Raw genomic sequence first — 21788 nt, 5'->3', positions numbered from 1 at the left:
TCCGGGCTCAGGTGCGGCGACTGCCGCGCACGACGCCTGCCGATGCGGCCAGGCTCCCACACCGGTGGTGCCGAGGGCAAGCGCCTCCCGTCCCCCTGTGCGCCGCCGTGCCGTGGAGTATGCTCTCGGGAACCCTAGGGAGAGGAGCGATCATGCGCGGCAACCTCGTGACCATTGGGATCCTCGTCCTCTGTGGCGCGCCGCTCGCCGGCGCCGAGACGCATTACAAGCTGCCGCCGCCGGAAGTGGTCGCCCTCGTCGATGCGCCGGTGGCGCCCATCACCAGTCTCGACCCGCAAGGGCAGCGTCTCCTGCAGGTGGAGATCGAGCCGAACCCGCCGCTCGCCCTCCTCGCCCGGCCGTTCCGCTCCCTGGCCGGCCTGCGCATCGACCAGGCGCTGCAGGCGCGACAGCGGACACGGCGCCTCCTGCAGCTTCGTTTCGTGGGTGTCGCCGACGGCAAGGTCACCCCGGTCGATCTCCCGCCGGGGAAGCCCTTTTCGATCCCGGTATGGTCCCCCGACGGCAGCCGCGTCGCCTTCGGCGTCGATGGGCCGCAAGGCGTGGAGCTCTGGGTCGCCGAGGCCAAAACCGGCGCCGCGCGCCGCCTCGCCACGGTGCGCCTCAACGACATTCTCGGCTCTCCTTTTGTCTGGCACGATGGCAGCTCCTCCCTCCTCGTCCGCATGGTGCCGGCCGACCAGGGTCCGGCTCCGGAGGCGCCGGAAGTGCCGGCAGGGCCGGTGATCCAAGAGAGCGCCGGCAAGCGTACACGGATGTTCACCTATCAGGATCTCCTGGAGAACGAGGACGACGCCGCTCTCTTCGCGCACCTCGCCACCTCGCAGCTCGCGGTGGTGGACGTGGGCACCGGGGCAGTCGAGTCCTTCGGTGAGCCGGGCCTGATCCTCGCTGCCGAAGCCTCGCCGGACGGCCGCTTCGTCCTGGTGACGAAGCTCACCCGGCCCTTTTCTTACCGCGTGCCGTACTACTACTTCGCCCGCCGCGTCGAGGTGCTGGATGGGAAGGGCACCGTGGTGCGCTCCCTCGCCGAGCTTCCCGTCTCCGACGAGGTTCCGGTGCAGGGCGTGCCCACGGGTCCGCGTGAGGTCGGATGGCAGCCGCTGCACGACGCGACGTTGCTCTGGGTCGAAGCGCTCGACGGCGGCGATCCCACACGGAAGGCGGCGCACCGCGATCGACTCCTGACCCTGGCGGCACCGTTCGAGGGAACCGCGGTCGAGGTCCTGCAGCTGGAGCACCGCTTCCGGGGCGTCGATTTCACCGCCCGCCAGGACGAGGTCTGGGTCACGGAGTACCAGCGCGAGAAGCGTTGGCGGAAGACCTGGGCGCTGTCGCTCCGCCGGCCACAGGAGCAGCGCCTCCTCTTCGATCTCAGCGTCAACGACGCCTACAACGATCCGGGCCAACCGGTGACGCGGACGCTGGCGAATGGATTCGAGGTTCTCCGTCAGGACGGTGCCCATGTCTATCTGTCCGGGAAGGGCGCGAACGCCGAAGGCCAGCGGCCCTTCCTGGACGCCTTCGACCCCAAGAACGGGAAGAAGACGCGGCTCTTCCAATCCGCCGCGGACGTGGTGGAAGGCTTCGTCGGTTTCAGCGGCGACGGCAAGATCGTCACGCGGCGCGAATCGCCGAGCGAGCCACCCAACTACGACGTAGTCACGCTGCAGGGCGGCGGGCGCCGGCACCTCTCGCGCTTCGACAATCCGTACCCGCAGATGGCCGGCGTGGAGAAGAAGCTGCTCAAGTATCGCCGCGCTGACGGTGTCGCCCTGAGCGGCACTCTCTACCTGCCGCCCCACCGGGCCCCAGGCGAGCGCTTGCCCTGTCTGCTCTGGGCCTATCCATTGGAGTACTCCGATGCGGCGACAGCAGGGCAGGTGCGGGCCGTACCCAACGCCTTCACCGTCTATCGCGGCCCTTCGCCGCTCTGCTTCCTCGCCCAGGGTTACGCCGTGCTCATGGACGCCACCATGCCCGTGGTCGGCGATCCCGAGACCATGAACGAGACCTTCGTAGAGCAGATCGTCGGCGCCGCCCAGGCGGCAGTGCACACCCTGGACTCTCTCGGCGTCGTGGATCCGCAGCGCATCGTCGTCAGCGGCCACAGCTACGGCGCCTTCATGACCGCGAACCTGCTGGCCCATTCCGATTTGTTCGCCGCCGGCATCGCCCGCAGCGGCGCTTACAACCGCTCGCTCACCCCCTTCGGCTTCCAGAGCGAGCGCCGCTCCTTCTGGGAAGCCCGGGATGTCTACATGCGGCTGTCGCCGTTTTCCTTCGCCGACCGCATCAACGAGCCGATCCTCCTCATCCATGGGCAGGCAGACAACAACCCCGGCACCTACACCATGCAGTCCGAGCGCATGTTCGAGGCCCTGCAGGCCAACGGTGCCACGGCGCGGCTGGTCCTCCTGCCGGATGAAGCGCACGGCTACGCCGCCCGCGAGTCGGTCCTGCACACCCTGGCGGAAATGCTCGAGTGGAGCGACCGTTACGCCAAGAACCGGACCACCGCGGACAGGAGCTCCGCCGACTAGCCGTCGGTCCAGGCCCGGAATGGGGCGCGCCCCGGTGCTGGACTCGGGTTTTCCCTGTGCGCTGCCCCAGGGCCTGGACGTTCTCCCTCTTGACGGAGGAGCGCCAGAGGAGGCGAGCCATGATGTACCGGCTCGAAGGCGCCGTAGACGGCCAGCACCTGGTGTTTCCGCTGCACGACGGCGCCAATACGATCGGGAGATCCACGCAGCGCGCCGAGATCGTCCTGCAGTTTCCAGGCGTCTCGCGGGTGCATGCGGAGATTGTCGTGAGCGGCGAGGAGGCCGAGATCCACGACCTCGGCGCCCGCAACGGCATCGCCGTCAACGGCAACCGCGTCACCAACAAGCGGCTGCGCTCCGGGGACCAGATCGCTCTCGGCGAGGTGGCCCTGCACTTCCTGAGCGGGAACTGCTCACCCGCGCCGCCAGCAGGGGACGACGGCCTCGGCAGCTCGCAAAGCTATCCCTTGGCCACGGGGCGTGAGCCTCGGCTCCTCGACCAGCTGATCCACTTCGGCGACTTCCTGGTGGCCGACGACGACCCCGAGGAGGCGGGGCCGCTTTGCCTCGAGCGGGTGGCCCGGCTCTTCAGCTTCCGCAAGGCCTGTCTCTTCCTGCTGAACGACGTGGGCGAGCTGGAGCTGCGCTGCTGCACTTCGCGGCGGGCCGGCAGCGCCGAGCCCCCGGTGAGCCGCTCGGTCATCGAATCCGTGCTGCGGCAGCGCCAGCCCCTGCTCGTCACCGACGTCGACGGGGGCGAGGCGATGCTCCACAGCGCGCGGAGCAAGGGCATCCGTTCCCTCGTCGCCGTGCCGCTCCTGCACGGCACCGACATCCTCGGCGTTCTCTACATGGACGAGGACGATCCGGTGCGCCGCTTCTGGCCGCGGCACCTGCAGCGCTTGCAGCTGCTCGCCAGCCTCGTCGCTGCCAAGCTGGCGAAATCCAAGGTCAGCATCGAGCTGCAGACCGCGGCGGACATCGCGCGGCGGTTCCTGAGCGAGCCCCAGTCCCCGGAAGGTTTCGACGTGGCGGTCTCGCTCGAGCCCTGCGCCAAGGTGGGGGGCGATCTGTACGAGACGCTGCTCCTCCCCGACGGCCGTTACATGTGCGCCGTGGGCGATGTGGCGGGGAAGGGAGTGGGGGCAGCCTTCGTCATGGCCGAGACCCTGGCGACGCTGCGCGCCTTGGCGCCCGCGGCGGCGACGCCGCGGCAACTGGCGCTGCGCCTGCACGACCTCCTCGTGGAGCGGTTGGAGGCGCACGTTTTCATCACTCTGTTCTTGGCCTATCTCGAACCGTGGACCGGGCGGTTCGACTTCGTCAACGCCGGACACGAACCGGCGGTGTTGATCGCTCCCGGCCTGCCACCGCAGACGCTGGCGTCCACCGGCCCTCCCATCGGCATGGATATCCCGGTGCCCTTGGGGGCGGACAGCATCGTCATTCCACCCGGCGCTTTGTTCGCCGCCTGGAGCGATGGCATCACCGAAGCGCTGCGGGTGGGTAGCCGTCCGGCAGAGATGTTCACGCGGGAGCGCTTGGTGGAGCGTCTCGAGGCGCTGCGCGAGGCGTCGGCGGACGAGGTGGCTCGCGGCGTCCTCGAATCGGTCGACACCTTCCTCGGGGGCGTCCGTCCCCAGGACGATCGCACCCTCCTGGTGCTCCGGCGTCACGCCGGGTGAGGCGCGGAGTCAGACGGCGTCGAGGCGCAAGTGATTGCGCTCGAGGAGGGCGCGGAACTCGCTCCGAGCCACGGCCTTGCTGTAGGCGTGGTGGGGCTCGACGATGCCCGCCTTGACCAGCTCCAGCAGGCTGTCGTTGAGCGTGGTCATGCCGCTACCCTTCCCCGTTTGCATGATGGTGGGGATCTGGAAGGTCTTGCCCTCGCGGATCAGGTTGCTCACCGCTGGGTTCACCAGCAGGAGTTCGTGCGCTGCCACCAACCCGCCGCCCTTCTTCTTGCACAGGGTCTGCGAGATGACCCCCTTGAGCGCCTCGGCCAGCATGCTGCGCACCTGATTCTGCCGGTCCCCGGGGAACTGATCGATGATGCGGTCCACCGTGGAGGCTGCGGTGTTGGTGTGCAGCGTGCCGAAGACCAGGTGTCCGGTTTCGGCGGTCTCGATGGCGATCTCCATCGTGGCCAGGTCGCGCATCTCGCCGACCAGGACGATGTCCGGGTCCTCCCGTAGTGCCGCCCGGAGCGCGCTCCTGAAGTCCTCGGTGTGACCGCCGACCTCGCGCTGATTCACCAGGCAGCGGCGGTTCTCGTGCACGAACTCGATCGGGTCCTCCACCGTGATGATGTGGGCGGCGCGGCCGGCGTTGATGGTGTCGATCATCGCCGCCAGTGTGGTGGATTTGCCGGAGCCGGTGGGACCGGTCACCAGCACCAGGCCCTTGGAGAGATCACAGAGCGCCAGCATGGCCTTGCTGAGCCCCAGCGCCTCGGCGCTGGGGATGCGGGCCGGGATGGCGCGGAAGACCGCACCGATGCCGCGGCGATCCAGGAAGAGGTTGCAGCGGAAGCGGGCGACGCCTTCGATCTCGTAGGAGAAATCCGTGTCGTGGCGGGCTTCGAACTGGGCGCGGTGTGCCGCCGGCGTGATCTCCCAGACGAGCTCGCGCACCGTCGCCGGAGCCAGGGGTGTCGTGCCACCGAGCGTGACCATGTCGCCGTCCTTGCGGAAGAGCGGCGGGCAATTCGAGGACAAATGCAGGTCGGAACATTTGTCCTGGATCATGCGACGGAAGAACTGCTCGAGTCGCGGCACCGTGACGACAGGCGGTGCCGGGTGGGTGACGGAGGGCGCCCCGAGGTCCAGCGGCGTCGGCCGCAATGACGCCGGCATCGCCATGGGCGGCGGCGACAGGGTCGCGGTGGACGCGGCGGCCCCCGGCGCGTAGGCAGCCACCGCGCTCGGAGAGAACGCCGTGGGCGTCGGAGCGTATGCCGTCGCGGGTGCGAACACCGGGGCCTGTGCCGGAGCGAATGCGGTCGGCGGTTCCGGCGCGAAAGTCATCGCGGTTGTCGAAGTGAGCGCTGCCGGTGCTTGGCCCAGCGCTGTCGCCGGCGCCGGAACGAAGGCATTCGCCGCCGCGGGGGCGAACGCCGGCGCCGGCGTGAACGCGGGCGAGGTCGGGGCGGGAGCGGCTGGCGCCACCGCGCCGAACGGGGCGTTCCCGAGAGAGTCGCGCGCGGGGGGCCGCTCTCGGCCGGTGGGACCCGTGGCGGCAGCCACGGTCTCGATGGCCGGCACCAGCTGCACCTCGAGGCTGCCGTTCTGCTGCCGCACCAGCACGCGCACCGGACCGGTGGGGGCGGTGTAGTCGAACTCGCAGGAATCCGCCTGGGACATCACCTCGGCGAGCGACGGCGGCGCGATCTCGCGCAGGAGGTGCATGACCTGGGACAGCGTGGTGGGCTGCGCCGTCACCGGGCGCCGGCCGCCACCCGTTTCCAGCATGGCCTTCGCATTGGAGCCGAGGCGGAGCCGCGACGCTCCGGCGCGCCGCATGACCTCGATGAAACGGTCCAGCTGGGCCATCCCGCGCTCCCCTCAACTCCGCCGCGGCGCCGATGCGCCAAGAGCCATGTCTGCCTGCATACCTTCCACGCCCCGACTTTCCACCCAGACGACGCGACGCCGGTTGATCCAGTGGAGCCGCGGGCCGTCGTACAGCGGCAGAAAGCGTTCCGGCTGCCGCAAGTAGTTCTGCAGCCGCTGCTGTCCCTCGGGCAGCACGTAACGCACGACACCGCGGAGATGCAGGCCCCCCTCGAGCGCCACGACGACGTCCACGCAAGCGGCATCGGCCGCCTGGAACTCGAGCGCTCCCAGGACGCCTTCGTCCCTCGCCGTCACGGTCACCACCAGCACCGCGTCCAGGTTGAGGAGACGCGTGCCTCCCTGCGCGTCCAGCGCCGGGACATAGGACTCGCGGCCGTTGAGCACGTCGCCCGGGCGTTCACCGCCCTCGTGACTCTCGGCGTACTGGCCGACGAAGAGATGCAGCTCCTGCGTCGGTTCGCCGACGAGCGTCACCTGCGCCGGGACTTGCCGTTTCGGAATGCGGTACTCGCCGGGCATGCGCGACCTTTCCGGACCTCGCGAGTCGATGGTGAGCGCGGTCTTCCAGCCGGCCGTGGTGTTTCCGGAAGGGCAAGATGCGTTCCTGCACTGGAGTGGAAGGGGTGGAACGGGGCGACGACTGGAGTCCGCTCTGTCGGCGTCGTTCTCCGGCGCTTGCTTGTCGTTTCCTGGATGCGTAGCATGCCCGCATGAACGAAGCCCAAGCAGCGCCGGGGCTGGTCCCGCCACCTGCCGCGCTCGTCACACGCCTCGCCCACTGGGTGAAGGCGATGCAGCGCGAGAGTGGTGCGGACTTTCGCGCCCTCTATCTCTACGGGAGCGCCTTGACGCCGCGCTTCGTTGCCGAGCAGAGCGACGTCAATCTGCTCCTCGTGCTGGCGGAGCTGTCCTTCGAGCGGCTCGAAACCCTGGCGCGCAGCGTCTGGGCGCTGCAGAAAGCTTCGCCGGGCGTGAAGAAGGTGGTGCCTCTGGTGCTCACCGAGGCGCAGATCCGTCGCTCCGCCGACGTTTTTCCCGCCGAGTTCCTCGACCTCGTCGGCCGGCGAGCTCTTCTCGCGGGTCACGACACTCTCGCCGGGCTCGACGTCGGGCTGCACAACCTGCGCCATCAGTGCGAATACGAACTCCGCTCCAAGCTGATCGGTTTGCGCCAGGCGTACCTGCTGGCGGGAGAGGGCCCAGGCACCGCGCAGCGCCTCCTCGTGCAAGCCGCCGGCGGCCTGGCCGCGGTGTTGCGCCAACTCCTCGTCCTTGCCGGCGAGACGCCGCCTGACGACGCCGACGCTTTGGTGAGCGCCGTCGCCCAACGCTACAACGTGGACAGCACCGCCCTCGGGGCACCCTTCGCCGCCCGCCGCCGCCCGGACGCCGACTCCGCTGGCGCTGCGGCCCAGTTCGCCGCCCTCCTCGTCGCGCTGGAAGCCCTCATCGGTGCCGTCGATGCGTATCCGGCCCGCTGAGCGCCTTCTCCTCTCGTTCTGTCTCCTCGCCCTGGCGGGTGCGTCGGAGACTTCGCGCGCTCTGCGACCCGAGGATCTGGGACGGCCGCAGGGTTACCTCACGGACGAGGCGCGAGTCCTGGACAGCGAAGCGCGACACCGCATCGAGAACTACCTCGCAGCGATCGAAACAGCGTTGCAGGTGCAGTGCGCCGTCGTCACCGTGCCGAGCGTGGCACCCGGGACGATCGAAGAATTCGCCGTGAAACTCTTCGAGACCTGGGGCATCGGGGGCGCGAAGAAAGACGAGGGATTGCTGCTTCTGGTGGCGGTGGAGGAGCACCAAGTGCGCTTCGAGGTAGGCTACGGTCTCGAGGGCGTGCTTCCCGACGGGCGCGTTGGCGGCATCATCCGCCAGCAGATCGTGCCGCGCTTCCGGGAAGGTGACTACGCCGGTGGCATCCTCGACGGCCTCGCTGTCGCCGCCGAGCATATCGCCACCGCGAAAGGGCTCGCCGCCCCCAAACCCAGCGGCGGCAGGCCGCCCCCGCGCCAGCGCCGCGAGGGCTTGCCCCCCAGCACTCTCGTTCTCGTGCTCGTCGCCGTCATCGTCCTTGCTTCTCTCGGGAGCGGCAGCCGCCGTCGCCGGCGGCGCGGCGGCTTCGGAGGTCCGTGGTATGGTGGCTGGACTTCTGGCGGCGGTTTCGGTGGTGGCGGCGGGGGCGGTGGCTTCGGTGGTTTTGGTGGCGGCGCCTCTGGTGGCGGTGGCGCCACCGGGCGCTGGTAGTGCGCAGCGCCACGAGGTGCTGACATGGAGGAGGGATCCGATGCGCAAGGGCATGATCGTTCTCATCGTCGTCGTGGTGTTGCTGGGAATTCTCGCGACGCGGGTCGTCGGCAGCTACAACGGCCTGGTGACGAAGCAGACGCAGGTGCGCACCGCCTGGGCCGAAGTGGACAACCTGCTGCAACGCCGGAACGACCTCATCCCCAACCTGGTGGAAACGGTGAAAGGCTTCGCCGCCCAGGAGCAGACGGTCTTCGGCAACATCGCCGAGGCCCGCTCCAAGATGGCGGGGGCGCGCACGCCGGAGGAGCGCATCGCCGCCGGCCAGGCCATGGACACGGCGCTCGGCCGACTGCTCGTGGTAGTGGAGAACTACCCTGAGCTTCGCTCCAGCGAGAACTTCATGCGCTTGCAAGACGAGCTCGCCGGCACCGAGAACCGCCTTTCCGTGGGCCGCACCCGCTACAACGAGATCGTCGGCGATTTCAACGCCTCCGTCCGCCGCTTCCCGATGACCCTCTTCGCCGGCATGTTCGGCTTCGGCAGTGAGCCCTTCTATCCCGTGGCGACGGAAGCGAAGGAAGTGCCGCGGGTGAAATTCGGCTCCTGAGGAGAGAGAGCAGGTCGAGGTCCGTCGTGCTGATGGCACCTCTATACGCTGTTGCACGACCTCGCACACGACGAGACTCGGTTCTGGGTGGTGGCGATCACGAGATCCTGCCCGACGGGGAGTACGGCCTCGTCGAGTTTTTCTGCAACGACCCTGAATGCGACTGCCGCCGGGTCATCCTGCAGGTGGAAACCAACGAGCCGGTACAAAGGGTCTGGGCCTCGATCCACTACGGCTGGGAGCGGCCGTCCTACTACGCCCCTACGCGCTGCGGCTTCGCCGACACTACCGGCTCTTCAAAGCCGCGCTGCGTTCCTGAAGGGACTCGGGCCAGTGTCGCCGGGAACGACCCCGTTCCACCAGACACCTGGCTCGCGGGCGCCTCTTGACGGCCCGCGCCTCTTCCTCCAAGTAGGAATGGAGTAGGAATGGAGGAGGAATGGAGGAACAAGTGGCCATCTTGAACATCAAGAATCTGCCCGACAAGCTCTACCGACAGCTGCGGAAACGGGCCAAGGAGCGGCGGCGCTCCGTGGCCCAGGAGGTCACGGTGATCCTCGAAGAGGCGCTGGAGCGCTCGGAGCGTCTTTCCCTCCTGGAGCTACAGGGTCTCGGCAAGGAGCACTGGCAGGGCATCGGAGCGGTCGAGCACGTCGAAGGCGAGCGGCGCTCGTGGGACTGATGGAAGCGATCGGCGCCGGACCGGTGGCGCTCGACACGGTCGTTTTCATCTACTTCATCGAGGAGAATGCGCTCTATCTCCCGTTTGTCCAGCCGCTGTTCCAAGCCGTCGATGCACAGCGGGTACGTGCCGTTTCTTCCAGTCTCACCCTTCTGGAAGTCCTCGTCGTCCCTTACCGGGCGGGGAATCACGCCCTCGCAGACCGCTACGAGCAGATCCTCACCCGCGGGCGGGGGCTCGATCTCCTCGACATCGATCGTCATCAGCTCCGGGTGGGGGCGTACCTCCGCGCCGTCCATCCGAACCTGCGAGCACCCGACGCGTTGCAACCTGCGGCCGCACTTGGCGCCGGCTGCACCTCGTTTCTCACTAACGATCGCACCTTGCCCTCGCTTCCAGGCCTGCACGTGCTCCAGCTTCGCGAATTCGTCGCTTCATAAGCCGAGGCGCCGTTGGCGTCGAAACGGCTGGTGCCTCCTGGATCCCAGCGCCGAGGAGAAGCTGTCTGCGGAGTGTTCGCTCCTCCGGCATGTTACGATGTTCGGCCATGGAACCGACGCCGAGCCACGAACCCCGGCGCCGCGGCCGGCCCGCCGCGCGGCGCATCGCCCCGGACGCCCTCCGCGGCAAAGTGCGCGCCCACGATCCCTTCGAGCTCATCCGCTGGCTCGCTTGCAGCCAGACCGATCCACGCAAGGCCCTGGCGGAGCTGGTGCAGAACAGCCTGGACGCCGGCGCCCGCCACGTCCGCATCACCAGGGTGCGCGAACGGGGGCTGCCGGCGCTCCGTGTCCTCGACGACGGCGAGGGCGTCATTCCCGAGCTCGGGCGCCGCGAAGCCTTGCAATACATCGCCACCAACATCGGTCATAGCCGCAAGCGCTCGTTGTCGCTGCAGGAACGTTACCAGCTCATGACGCAAGGACAGTAGCTGGTGGAAGTTGCCGCCTACGCCGACCGCAATCTCGCCACCGGCCGCCCGGGGCGGCAATCTCGGGGGGCACGCGCCGCCGTTTCGAAAGCTCCGGAAGTCGCGACCGACTGAGCGAGCGACGTCGACCCACCAGATGATGCGCATTCCACTCGTGGCGCCAGATGGACCCGCGCCGCACCGGGCAGCGGCGCGATCGCGGCACGATTTCGAGCCGGCGCGGAGGCCCTCATGTCCTGGACGCAGCTCTCCTTCGTCCTCCCGGCGCAGAGCGTCGAGAGCGTCGAGGCCGTGCTCTTCGCTCTCGGAGCGCTCTCGGTGGCCAACCGAGATGCCGGTTCCGATGCCTGGTACGTTGACGCGACCCCCGAGACGAGTCCGTGGGAAGAGGTGCGCCTCGAAGCACTCTTCGCGCCCGCGGTGGAACGGGAAGCGATCCGCGCCGCCCTGCAGGCCACCGCCGGCGCCGAGGCCATGGCGTCGCTCGCCTTCGAGACGCTGGAGGATCGCGACTGGGCGCGGGAGTGGATGCGGGACTGGAAGCCGCAGCGCTTCGGCCGCCGTCTTTGGATCTGCCCTACTTGGATGGAGCCGCCGGACCGGCAAGCGGCGACGGTGTTCTTGGATCCAGGGAACGCGTTCGGCACGGGAACCCATGCCTCCACGGCACTTTGTCTCGAGTGGCTCGCAGCCCATGATCTCGCGGGGCGCACCGTTCTCGACTACGGCTGTGGTTCGGGCATCCTCGCCATTGCAGCCCTTTGCTTGGGTGCCGAGCGTGCATGGGCTTGCGATCTCGATGCGCAGGCCCTCGCGGTGTGCGCGGAGAACGCGGCGCGGAACGCCGTCGCCGATAGGCTTTGGATAGGCTCGCCGAGTGAGCTCCCGGAGTGCAGCGCCGATGTGCTGCTGGCGAACATTTTGAGTCGGACCCTCGTTGATCTCGCCGCGGAGCTCGGGCAGCGCCTGCGCCCCGGCGGTGCACTCGCCCTCGCCGGCATCCTCGAGACCCAAGTCGAAGCCGTGATCGCCGCCTATGCCCCCTGGTGCCGGCTCGCGCCGGCGGCGACACGGGAGGAGTGGGTGTTGCTCACAGGCGAACGCGAGGTCGAAGGGGCGCGGAGCGACGGTGCCGCGGCCGATCGGCCCAGCGGCCGTCTGCCGCGACCCTACTCGTAGCGCAGGCACTCCACCGGGTCGAGGCGCGCCGCCTTGAGGGCCGGGAAGATGCCGAAGACGAGGCCGACAAAGGAGCAGATGCCGAGTCCGAGTGCCGGGGCGTAGGAAGGAACGCTCGCCGGGACCGGGGTCAACTTGCCGATGAGTGAGACAACGCCGGTGGAGATGAGCAACGCCACCAGACCGCCCATACTGGTGAGGACGACGGCCTCGACGATGAACTGCTGCAGGATCTCCGCTTTCCTGGCGCCGACGGCCTTGCGGATGCCGATCTCCCGGGTGCGTTCCGTCACCGACACCAGCATGATGTTCATGATGCCGATCCCGCCGACGAGGAGCGCGATGGAGGCGATCCCGGTGAGCCCGGCGGCGATGGCGCCGGTGGCGTCGCGGAACATCTGGGTGAAACGGTCCGACATCACCACATCGAAGTCGTTCTCCTGGTCGGCGCGCACGCCGCGGCGGCTGCGCATCACCTGGATCACCTGATCCTTGGTCTCTTCGATCGTGAGCGGCGACATGGCCTTGACCACGATCCAGTGCTCCTGGCCCCGGCCGTAGTGCTTGAGCAGCGCCTGCGCCGGCACCAGGGCCTTGGCGTCGAGATCGTTCCCCAGCTTCTTGCCGCGCTCCCGCAGCACACCGATGACTGTGAAGCGGTGATTCTCGATGCGCACCTCCCGCCCGAGATAGCTGCCTTCGGGAAAGAGCTTGTGGATCACCGTGCGGCCCAGGATGACCACCGGCCGGCCGCGCTCGGCCTCGAAGTCCGTCCACAGGCGGCCCTCGCTCACGTCCAGGTTGATCACTTCCAGGTAGGTCTGGGTGGTCCCGATGATCTCCACCTGCCGGCTCTTCTCATTGCCGTAGTAAACCGGTTTGTAGATGCCCAGGTACGGTGCCGTCGCCCGCACCATGTCGCACTGGCGCAACGCGTCGACGTCCTCGTAGGTCAGGTCGCGCCGCTCTCGCCACAACCGCCGGCGTTCTTCGTCGCTGTGGGCGGGTCCCCAGACCTTGCCTACCCAGAAGGTGTCGGTGCCGAGCTCCTCGTTGACGACGCCTTCCACCGTACGGTTCACACCCTCGATGAGGCCGATCATGACGATCACCGTGAAGACGCCGATGAAGATACCGAGCGCGGTGAGCGACGAACGCAGCTTGTGGCTGCGGACGGCATCGAAGGCGAGCGTGGCATGGCGCAGCATCAGGACCTCACTCGTAACGCAGGGCCTCGACCGGATCGAGGCGCGAGGCCCGGACCGCGGGCCACAGTCCGAAAACCAGACCGACGGTGGTGGAAACGCCGAAGCCCAGGATGATGCTAGCGGGGGTCACCCGTGCCGGCACGGGCGACGCCTGGGCCACCGCCATGGCGATCCCACAACCGAGGAGGATGCCCACGGCACCGCCGAGGAGGCAAAGGATGATGGCCTCGATGAGGAATTGCGTCACGATGTCCCGCCGCCGGGCGCCGATGGCCTTGCGGATGCCGATCTCCCGGGTGCGCTCCGTCACCGAGACCAGCATAATGTTCATGATGCCGATCCCGCCCACGAGCAGTGCCATCCCGCCGATCATGATCATGACCGCGAAGAAACCGGCGGTGACGCGGTTGAAAGTCTGGATGAGGCGATCCGAGGTGTTGATGGCGAAGTCGTCGGGCGCCTCCAGCGGCACCCGTCGCACCCGGCGCAAGGCACCGCGGATCTCGTCGATGGTGTCCTGCCGGCTATGTCCGGCGGCGGGCAAGGCGGAGATGTTGACGTCCCGCCGGGTGCTCAGGCCCCAGTGCTTGGCGAAGGTGGTGTAGGGGACGTTGACGATGTTGTCCTGGGACTGGCCGAAGATGCTGCCCTTCCGGCCCAGGATGCCGATGACCCGGTAGGCCTGGCCGCCGATGCGGACTTCCTGGTCGACGCCGCCGCCGCCGGGGAAGAGGTTCTCGGCTACGTCGGCGCCGAGGGCGACGACGGGGCGGGTGGCATGGATGTCGTCGTCGGTGAGGAAGCGCCCGTCCGCCACGCTCCAGTTCTCGATGGCAGGATAGGTGTCGTTGGTGCCGCAGATGGTCACGCCGCCCACGCGCACGTTACGGAAGACCACGTCCCGGCTGGTGTACACCGTGGGCGAAGCGATGGACACGGAGGGCAGAGCGCGCACGGTTTCGTACTCGCGCATGGTCAAGGGCTTGCGCTTCTCGTAGTCCTCGTCGTTGCCCGACGAGGCCCAATCCCAGCGGTTGATGGAGATCATCTCGGCGCCGATGGAGCTGAACTGCCGCGAGACGCTGTCGCGGATGCCCGAGACGATGGCCAGCAGGCCGATGACCGCGGTCACTCCGATGATGATCCCGAGGCAGGTGAGGAGCGCCCGCATCTTGTGGGCCCGCAGTGTGCCCACCGCGACCTTCATGCATTCGCTCAACTGCATCCTCGGCCTCCGGCGCCGGAGGAATGCCTCCGCACGCGAGCCTCGATCTCGTCGGTACCCTGTGCACCGGCACCGTGCCTGCCGGCGCCGCGACTCACGCCTGGGCGAAGGCGCGGTCCGCGGTGGTGTCGAGCTCGATGTGACCGTCGCGCAAGCGCACCACGCGGCGGCAGTGGCGGGCGATGTCCGCCTCGTGGGTTACCATGACGATGGTGTTGCCGCCGCGGTACAGATCCTCGAATACTTGCATGATCTCCTCGCCGGTCTTCGTGTCCAGGTTGCCCGTGGGTTCGTCGGCCAGGATGAGCGACGGCTCCGTCACCAGGGCGCGGGCGATGGCGACACGCTGGCGCTGGCCGCCGGAGAGCTCGTTGGGCTTGTGGTGGCCGCGGTCGGTGAGCCCCACCGCCTCGAGCGCGGCGGCGGTGCGTTTCCGCCGCTCCCCGGAGCGCACGCGGGCGTAGACCAGGGGCAGCTCCACGTTGTGGAAGGCGCTGGCTCGGGGCAGGAGGTTGAAGGTCTGGAAGACGAAGCCGATCTCGCGGTTGCGCACCGCCGCGAGCTCGTTGTCGTTCATCCGGCTCACGTCACGGCCGTTGAGGAAGTACTCCCCGGAGGTGGGAGTATCCAGGCAGCCGACGAGGTTCATCAGGGTCGACTTTCCGGAGCCACTGGGGCCCATGATGGCGACGTACTCGTTGCGCTCGATCTTGAGGTCCACGCCCGCCAGGGCCCGCACCGTGGTGCTGCCCATGTTGTAGTCCTTCACCAACTCACGGATGTCGATGAGCGTCATGTTTGCGGTTTGCCCTCCCGCGCGGCTTCCTCGGGCTTGCGTTCCCGGAGCAGCTTGCCGCTGGTGAGGGTCCGCAGGGTTTGGTAGGGGCCGGTGACCACGCGCTCTCCGGCGGCGAGGCCGGTGCGGATTTCGATGAAGCGGTCGTCGCTCACACCGCTTTCCACCGGAACGAACTCGGCGCGCCCGTCGCGGAAGACGTAGACTCCTTCCTTGCGCTTGCTCTCGGCCGCCTCCTCGTCCTCCGGCGTTTCCGCCGCACTGGCGGTGTTCCCGCCTTTGTCGTTGGGTTTCTTCTCCTTCTCCAGCGCTTGCTTCTCCTTCTCCGGGTCACGGGCCACCACAGCCTGGATGGGGATGCGGACGACGTTGTCGCGCACCGCGGTCTCGATCTCCAACGTCGCCGTCATGCCCGGTCGCAGCGCCGGATCGCGGTCCACCATGACCACCTTGACCGTGAAGTTCGTCACCTCTTCCTGGGTGCCCCGGTTCCGGGTCACCGCGGTGTTGGCGATCTCCGTCACCGTGGCGCCGAAACTGGTGTCCGGGAAGGCGTCCACCTTCACCCGGGCCTTCTGTCCCAGACGCACGTCCACGATATCGGTCTCGTCGATCTCGGCCTCCACCTCCATGCGGGCGAGATCGGCGATGGAGAGCAGCACGGTGCCGGGGTTGTTCATGGTTCCCACCACGGCCATTTCGCCTTCCTCGACGTTGAGCCGCGAGACCACGCCATCCATGTTGGCGGTGTAACGGCACTTATTGAGGTCGTCCTGCGCCCGCTGCAGCGCCGCCACCGACTGCTGATACGCTTGCTCGGCGGCCCCCAGTCGGGACTCCTCCACTCGCGCCGTCGTTCGTGCCAGGTGCACCTCCTGGTCGGAGACCAGCTTGCGGGCGTACAGGTCCTCGGAGCGTTTCACATCCGCCTGAGCCTTCTCGTTCTGCGCGTGCGCCAGCTGCACCTGTGACTTCTGCGCCGCCACCGCCGCCTGCCCCTCTTCGACGCTGGCCTGGAACTTGGTGGGGTCGATCTCGAGGAGGAGCTGGCCCTTGGTCACCGCATCGCCCTCCTTCACCGCCAGCCGGGTGATCTCGCCGGGCAGGTGGGCGCTGATGTCCACGATCGCCTCGGGGTTCACCACCCCGGGGCCGCTCACCTTGCCCACGACCGTGCCGACCTTGACGGCGGCGAGCGTCACCGGCGTGCCCTTCTCGCCGCGCCCGCGCAGCAAGCTGACGGCGACGACGGCGAGGAGAACGAGCAGGATCCCGAGCCCGATGAACAGCTTCTTTCGCTTGCGCATGGAATCCTTTCACGGGAGCCGCAGCGGGAACCGGCGATGCATCCGGGTGCCGGCCAGGCCTCCATCCCCGCTCACAGAGAGGACGCCCACAAACCCAACAAGGTTCCGTGCGGCCAACACACCAGCTCTGCGGCGAGACTCAGCATAGCACCGGAGCCAGGAGCCATCGAATGGGGGAGGGGCCGACGCTGCTGGGTCCGAGGCCGAGTACGTGCCGGGCGCACCAGAGGTTACACCACCGCGCCCCGGCCCCGGGGGGTGGGCGGACGGGCCCCGGGTTTTCGCCCGGAGCCGCGGTCGGCGCCGGGTGGCGAGAGCACCTGCTGGGGCGGAGTGCCGTCGCCACTCTCGTGACGGGGGTGCCGTCCCGCCGCGGTCACTCGTAGCGCAGCGCCACGATCGGGTCCAGGATGGCGGCGCGGCGCGCCGGCCAGATGCCGAAGAAGAGGCCGACGGCGAAGCTGAAGGCGAAGGCAAGCAGGATGGCGAGCGGCTGGATGGCGGTGTTCCAGTGCGCCAGCCGGGAGAGCGCCATGGCGCCGAGCGAACCGAAGAGGATGCCGAGCAAGCCGCCCACCAAGCAGAGGACCAGGGCCTCTACCAGGAACTGAAAGAGGATGTGGAAGCGGGTGGCGCCGAGGGCCTTGCGAATGCCGATCTCCCGGGTGCGCTCGGTCACCGACACCAGCATGATGTTCATGATGCCGATGCCGCCGACGAGCAGGCTCACCGCCGCGATCCCCGCCAGGAGGATGGAGAAGGTCTGGGTGGTCTCCTGGAAGGTGGCCATGACATCGGCCTGGTTGCGGATCATGAAGTCGTTGGCCTCGCCGGGCCGGATGTGGTGCTCCCGGCGCAGCACCCGCTCGATCTCGAGCATCGCCAAGTTCATGAACTCCGGCTTGTCGACCTGCACCGTGATCGACCGCAGCCGGTCCGTGCCCAGGACCCGGTAGCGCGCCGTTTGCAACGGCACCAGGATCTGCTCGTCCGGGTTCTGCCAACCCTGCGCGCCGCCCTTCTCCGAGAGCACCCCGATGATCTCGAAGGGGGTGCCGGCGATGTGCAGCTGCTGGCCGATGAGGGCGGTGGCGTTCGAGTTCAGCATGTCCGGGATGGCGGAGCCCACCACGGCGAAGCGCCGCTGCGCCTCGTCGTCGCCGTGGGTGAACATGCGTCCCGCGGGCAAGGTGTAGTTGCGGACCGGGATGTAATCGGGCGTGGTGCCGACGACGTTGACGTTGAGGTTTTGGTTGCCCCGTTCCACCTGCAGGTTGCGCGACAGCTCCGGGACCACGGCCCGCACGTAGCGCGCTTCGCCGCCGAGGGCTTCGGCGTCGTCCAGCGTCAGGCTGACACGGACGTCTTGGGCAACGCCGCGCATCATCGACTGCCCGGGATAGATGCTGAGCAGGTTGGCTCCGAGGGCCTGGATCCGCGCTTCCACCGCGTGTCGCGCCCCGGTGCCGAGGGCGAGCATGGTGATCACCGCGCCCACGCCGATGATGATGCCGAGCATGGTGAGGAGCGAGCGCATCTTGTTGGCCCGGACGGCTTCGAGGGCGACACGCAGGATCTCCACGAGCAGCATGGCTACGGCGCTCCCCGCGGCGCTTGGCCGCCGCCGCCCCGCGGCGCCGGCTGCTGCTGCTGCATGCCAGGCAAGCCGCCGCCGGTCATGCGCTGGAAGCGCTCGCGGAACTCGCGCTGCGATTGCAGCAGCGACGCGCTCGGCAGCACCAGCACCGTGTCTGCTTCCGAGAGCCCCTCGGTCACCTCGATGTGATCCAGGTCCGTGAGGCCGGTCTTGATCCGCTGCGGCGCCGGCTTGCCTCCGTGCAGGGCGAAGACGATGTAGTTGCCGCCGAAATCGTTGCTCCTGCCCTGGCCGTTCCAGCCGCCACCGCCACGTCCGCCGCCGCCGCCGCGGCCGCCTCCACCGCCCCGGCGCATCTGGCCGAACACCTGCTGCATCATCGCCCGCTCCGCCGGCGCCAGCTCCTGTCCCGCCATGCGCTTCTGGAATGCGGCGCGCACTGCCTCCGCCGTGACCCCCGGGGGCAGCGGGATCTCCCGGCCGTCGGGGAGGCGGAAAGTCTCGCCCTTGCCGTCGGTTCCTGGCGTCGTGGCACCTGCCGGGCTGGCGCTTTCCTTCGCGCTGTCCTTGTCGCCGCTGCTATCCGCCGCTGCCGGCTTCGGGTCCGTCGGTGCCGCCAGAGAGTGCTGCACCTCGTCCGGGTCGAGCCCCAGCACCTGGGCCGCCGAGGCCACGTCGCGCTGCGTGCGCAGCGCCGCGTTGGGAATGGCGAGCACGCCTTGCCGTTCTCCGACGTGGATCTCCACCTCGCAGTTCATCCCCGGCATGAGGAGGTGCTCCGGATTCAAGAGTCCCACGAGCACGGGAAACATGGTGACGTTCTGCTGCACCGTGGCTTGCGGCTCGATCTTGAGCACCCGGCCGCTGAAGGGACGGTTGGGATAGGCATCGACGGTGATGGTGGTCTCGAGGCCGGGTCGCACCTTGCCGATGTCGGTTTCGTCCACCAGCGAGCGCACCTGCACGGAATCCAGATTGGCCATGCGGAAGAGCACGGTGCCCCCGCCCACGTCGCGCGTGGGGCTCGAGATCACCGTGCCCAGCTCGACGTTCTTCACCAGCACCGTGCCGCGCAGCGGGGCGCGGACCTGGGTGTCGTCCATCTGATCGCGGGCGGTCTCGAGGTCCACCTGGGCGCGCACGACCGCGGCTTTGGCATTGGCGGAGGCGAGCTTGGCGGTCTCGTACTCGGTCTCGGGGATGCCTTCGAGCTGGAAGAGCTTCTGGGAACGTGCCAACTGAGCGTCGGCGTTCTCTTCCTGCGCCTTGGCGACTTCGAGGTTCGCCTCCGCCTGCGCCAGCTGGTTGCGCGGCTGGCGGGGATCGATGCTCGCCAGCAGCTGCCCGGGGTCGACGTCGGCGCCGGTCTCGACCCGCATGTCGATGATCTCCCCCGAGGCCTTCGACTTCACGTCGACGGTCAGCACCGGCTCCAGCTGGCCGGCGGCGATGGCGGAGACCACGAGGTCACGCCGGGAGACCGGCACGGCCTCGTACAGCGGCAGGTCCTTTTGTTTGCCACAAGCGCCGAAGGTGGTGGCGAGACCGAGGAGAACGAGGAACACGCTGCTGCGACGGTAGCGTCCGGGACGCTGCCGTGCAACCGCTGGGGTGGTGGGGCGAGTCGAAGGGGCCGCGGCAGTCGAAGTTCGCAGCGGGACCGCGGTTGCGGTCGTGTGCTGCACGAGCCAGGGCGAGGTCGGCATCCGTTGTTGTCCGATCGTGTTTTCCGCGAACGCAGGTCGCCAGCGCACGAGCGTTCGACTCCAGCACGGACCGTTGCTGGCGTCAAGCGTAGCACGTGGCCCGCGCCCCGACGGAACCTTCCACGCACCAGCCTTGCCTACATTCCCACCCGCCCCCGGGTTCCCCCCATCTCCCGGTTGTCCCCGGGACACCGGAGCCTCCATACTGCCGCGATGCGTCTGCCGCTGCACACGCGCATGCTTCTCGGGGGTGGGCTCGGCATTGTCGCCGGGATCACTGCCCACGAGCTCCTCGGCGACGCTCCGGGCCTCCAATGGTTCGTGCGCCACGTGACCCAGCCGGCGGGTCAGATCTTCCTGCGCGCGCTCCTGATGCTCGTGGTGCCCCTCATCGTCTCCGCCCTCTCCCTCGGCGTGGCCGGCATGGGGGAGATCCGCAGCCTCGGTCGCATCGGTCTCAAGACTCTTGCCTACACCGTGGTCGCCTCGTCGATGGCGGTCCTCCTCGGGCTCCTCCTGGTGAACACGCTGCGACCGGGCAGCGGCATCTCGGAGGAACTGCGGGCTCGCTTGAGCGCCGGCGCGGCGGAGCGTGCCGCGACGGTGTCGCAGGTACAAGCGCCGCCCTCGGGCTTGCAGCTCCTGGTGCAGATCGTGCCCGATAACCCGATCCGTGCCGCCGCCAACGGCGACATGCTGGCGGTGATGTTCTTCTCCCTCATGTTGGGGATCGGTCTGTCGCTCACCCGCACCGCCGCGGCCCGCCGTTTCCAGGAATTCCTCGAGGGCCTCTACGACGTGACCATGCGACTCATCGGCATCGTCATCTCTTGCGCGCCCTACGGCGTCGCGGCCTTGCTCTTCACCATCACCGCCGACCTCGGCTTCGAAGTGTTGGGGCACCTGGCGCGGTACGTCCTCGTCGTCGTCCTGGCGCTGGCCATCCATCAGTTCGTTTTCTATTCCTTGGTGGTGAGACTTCTCGGCGGCATGAACCCCATCGCCTTCTTCCGCGCCGTGCAGGCCGCCATGGTGACGGCCTTCTCCACCGCCTCCAGCAATGCCACGCTGCCTACGGCGTTACAGGTGGCGGAAGAGAAGCTGCGGCTGCCGCAGACGGTGAGCCGCTTCGTCCTCACCGTCGGCGCGACGGCGAACCAGAACGGCACTGCGCTGTTCGAGGGCGTGACGGTCCTCTTCCTGGCGCAGTTCTATGGCGTGCCGCTCTCGCTCGGGCAGCAAGTGCTGGTGCTCTTCGTCTGCATCCTGGGGGGCATTGGCACCGCCGGCGTGCCCGCCGGCTCGATCCCGGTGGTGTCCATGATCCTCGGCATGGTGCACGTGCCGGCGGAAGGCATCGGCCTCATCCTGGGCGTCGACCGCTTCCTCGACATGTGCCGCACGACGCTCAACGTCACCGGCGACCTCGTGGCGGCCGTCGTCGTCTCCCGCGGCGAAAAGCGCCTTCCCGAGGCGCAGAGCAGCGCCTGAGCCGGCGCCGGACGCGCCGGTGCGGGTCAGGCCTCAGCGTTGGACCACAGGCCCATTGCTAGCTTCACCAGGACAAAGTCATTGGGTGCGTAATCGAAAGCCCGGTGATACGGGAATACTTCAATCGAGAGAACCCAGTCGTGACGCAGAGGCACGAATGCCACCAGCATGTCGTGGTTCGGATCCACCCGGGCTTCGTCGCTCCGCCGCGAGCGCGAGTTCGGCGCAAGCTGGGAGGCCACGACGGCAGCGCCCACTGTACTCGTCGAGAGCAGGCGCCTTCGGAACCTGATCATCGCGGACTCGATGCACGCTCACGCGCCGGGCCAGGGACTGGTCGGGCAGGATCACGAGTGTTCCCGTCATGGCGTCACCGGACACGTTGAAGGCCCAGAGCCCGTGCGTCCGCCCCCTGGTGAATTCACAGGTCAGCTGTCGTTCAGCCTTGGCGTAGACGAACTCCAAGGTGCCCATCGGCACCCGCTTCTGATCGATGATCTTGTCGGCCAGCAGCGTGACACGGTCCGGCTGCCTCCATCCACATCTATCCGAGTCGGGCTTCGACCACGCTCACCGCCGATGCAGTAGGCACGAGCCGCGTGAGGCGCAGCTTCGCCTTCGCGAGAAGCGTGACGTACTCTTGTTCGGTCCGCTCCTGGCCTCCTGGTCC

The 21788-nt window shown here is 68.3% G+C and carries 18 protein-coding genes; 10 read left to right on the top strand and 8 right to left on the bottom strand.

Annotated elements, in window-relative coordinates; genetic code table 11:
• Nucleotides 1-152: 152 nt before the first annotated feature.
• Both VFE28_02695 and VFE28_02690 read left to right on the top strand, forming a co-directional pair.
• Entirely contained in the window at nt 153-2564 is a 2412-nt protein-coding gene (locus tag VFE28_02695; protein HZM14888.1) for a prolyl oligopeptidase family serine peptidase, read from the top strand.
• Between the two features lie 119 nt (nt 2565-2683).
• Nucleotides 2684-4249 carry a SpoIIE family protein phosphatase gene (locus VFE28_02690; GenBank protein ID HZM14887.1) on the top strand — a complete coding sequence of 522 codons (1566 nt, stop codon included), beginning with the start codon at nt 2684-2686 and terminating at the stop codon, nt 4247-4249.
• A 9-nt stretch (nt 4250-4258) separates the two neighbouring features.
• Here the strand turns inward: VFE28_02690 and VFE28_02685 are convergent, their stop codons facing one another.
• Together VFE28_02685 and VFE28_02680 are read right to left on the bottom strand one after the other, a co-directional pair.
• The gene (locus VFE28_02685; GenBank protein HZM14886.1) at nt 4259-6115 is read right to left on the bottom strand and encodes a PilT/PilU family type 4a pilus ATPase; all 1857 of its coding nucleotides are present in this window, start codon (nt 6113-6115) and stop codon (nt 4259-4261) included.
• 12 nt (nt 6116-6127) lie between these two features.
• The gene (locus VFE28_02680; GenBank protein HZM14885.1) at nt 6128-6658 is read right to left on the bottom strand and encodes a hypothetical protein; all 531 of its coding nucleotides are present in this window, start codon (nt 6656-6658) and stop codon (nt 6128-6130) included.
• 191 nt (nt 6659-6849) lie between these two features.
• On the opposite strand from VFE28_02680, the gene VFE28_02675 reads away from it, so the two are divergent.
• The 7 genes from VFE28_02675 (at nt 6850) to prmA (ending at nt 11788) form a co-directional block, all read left to right on the top strand.
• A complete protein-coding gene (locus VFE28_02675; protein ID HZM14884.1) occupies nt 6850-7620 on the top strand; it encodes a hypothetical protein in 771 nt (256 codons plus the stop codon).
• The gene (locus VFE28_02670; protein ID HZM14883.1) at nt 7601-8386 is read left to right on the top strand and encodes a TPM domain-containing protein; all 786 of its coding nucleotides are present in this window, start codon (nt 7601-7603) and stop codon (nt 8384-8386) included. The genes VFE28_02675 and VFE28_02670 overlap by 20 nt, the downstream gene beginning before the upstream one ends.
• A 40-nt stretch (nt 8387-8426) precedes the next feature.
• Nucleotides 8427-8996, top strand: coding sequence for a LemA family protein (locus tag VFE28_02665; GenBank protein HZM14882.1), 570 nt, complete (start codon nt 8427-8429; stop codon nt 8994-8996).
• A gap of 439 nt (nt 8997-9435) precedes the next feature.
• Complete coding sequence (locus tag VFE28_02660; protein ID HZM14881.1) at nt 9436-9678, top strand: hypothetical protein; 243 nt, start codon at nt 9436-9438, stop codon at nt 9676-9678.
• Entirely contained in the window at nt 9678-10118 is a 441-nt protein-coding gene (locus tag VFE28_02655; protein HZM14880.1) for a PIN domain-containing protein, read from the top strand. The genes VFE28_02660 and VFE28_02655 overlap by 1 nt, the downstream gene beginning before the upstream one ends.
• 107 nt (nt 10119-10225) lie before the next feature.
• A complete protein-coding gene (locus tag VFE28_02650) occupies nt 10226-10609 on the top strand; it encodes an ATP-binding protein (GenBank protein HZM14879.1) in 384 nt (127 codons plus the stop codon).
• A gap of 231 nt (nt 10610-10840) precedes the next feature.
• Nucleotides 10841-11788 (top strand): 50S ribosomal protein L11 methyltransferase, encoded by a 948-nt coding sequence (gene prmA, locus VFE28_02645; protein ID HZM14878.1) that lies wholly within the window; start codon nt 10841-10843, stop codon nt 11786-11788.
• On the opposite strand, the gene VFE28_02640 is transcribed toward prmA, so the two are convergent.
• The 6 genes from VFE28_02640 to VFE28_02615 form a co-directional block, all read right to left on the bottom strand.
• Entirely contained in the window at nt 11779-12996 is a 1218-nt protein-coding gene (locus tag VFE28_02640) for an ABC transporter permease (protein ID HZM14877.1), read from the bottom strand. The two genes, prmA and VFE28_02640, sit on opposite strands and share 10 nt — an antisense overlap.
• Nucleotides 12997-13003: 7 nt before the next feature.
• Nucleotides 13004-14221 (bottom strand): ABC transporter permease, encoded by a 1218-nt coding sequence (locus VFE28_02635; GenBank protein HZM14876.1) that lies wholly within the window; start codon nt 14219-14221, stop codon nt 13004-13006.
• A 94-nt stretch (nt 14222-14315) separates the two neighbouring features.
• Nucleotides 14316-15017 carry an ABC transporter ATP-binding protein gene (locus VFE28_02630; GenBank protein HZM14875.1) on the bottom strand — a complete coding sequence of 234 codons (702 nt, stop codon included), beginning with the start codon at nt 15015-15017 and terminating at the stop codon, nt 14316-14318.
• Nucleotides 15014-16324, bottom strand: coding sequence for an efflux RND transporter periplasmic adaptor subunit (locus tag VFE28_02625; GenBank protein HZM14874.1), 1311 nt, complete (start codon nt 16322-16324; stop codon nt 15014-15016). The genes VFE28_02630 and VFE28_02625 overlap by 4 nt, the downstream gene beginning before the upstream one ends.
• A gap of 376 nt (nt 16325-16700) precedes the next feature.
• Nucleotides 16701-17915, bottom strand: coding sequence for an ABC transporter permease (locus tag VFE28_02620; GenBank protein HZM14873.1), 1215 nt, complete (start codon nt 17913-17915; stop codon nt 16701-16703).
• Nucleotides 17916-17917: 2 nt separating this feature from the next.
• Nucleotides 17918-19486 carry an efflux RND transporter periplasmic adaptor subunit gene (locus VFE28_02615; protein HZM14872.1) on the bottom strand — a complete coding sequence of 523 codons (1569 nt, stop codon included), beginning with the start codon at nt 19484-19486 and terminating at the stop codon, nt 17918-17920.
• Between the two features lie 354 nt (nt 19487-19840).
• On the opposite strand from VFE28_02615, the gene VFE28_02610 reads away from it, so the two are divergent.
• Nucleotides 19841-21118: a dicarboxylate/amino acid:cation symporter gene (locus VFE28_02610; protein HZM14871.1), complete on the top strand. Its 1278-nt coding sequence runs from the start codon at nt 19841-19843 to the stop codon at nt 21116-21118.
• Nucleotides 21119-21788 lie beyond the last annotated feature (670 nt).

The sequence above is a fragment of the Candidatus Krumholzibacteriia bacterium genome (genome assembly GCA_035649275.1).
Taxonomy (GTDB): domain Bacteria; phylum Krumholzibacteriota; class Krumholzibacteriia.
Note: the sequence above shows the minus strand (reverse complement) of the source record. Positions and strands in the feature narration are given on the sequence as shown.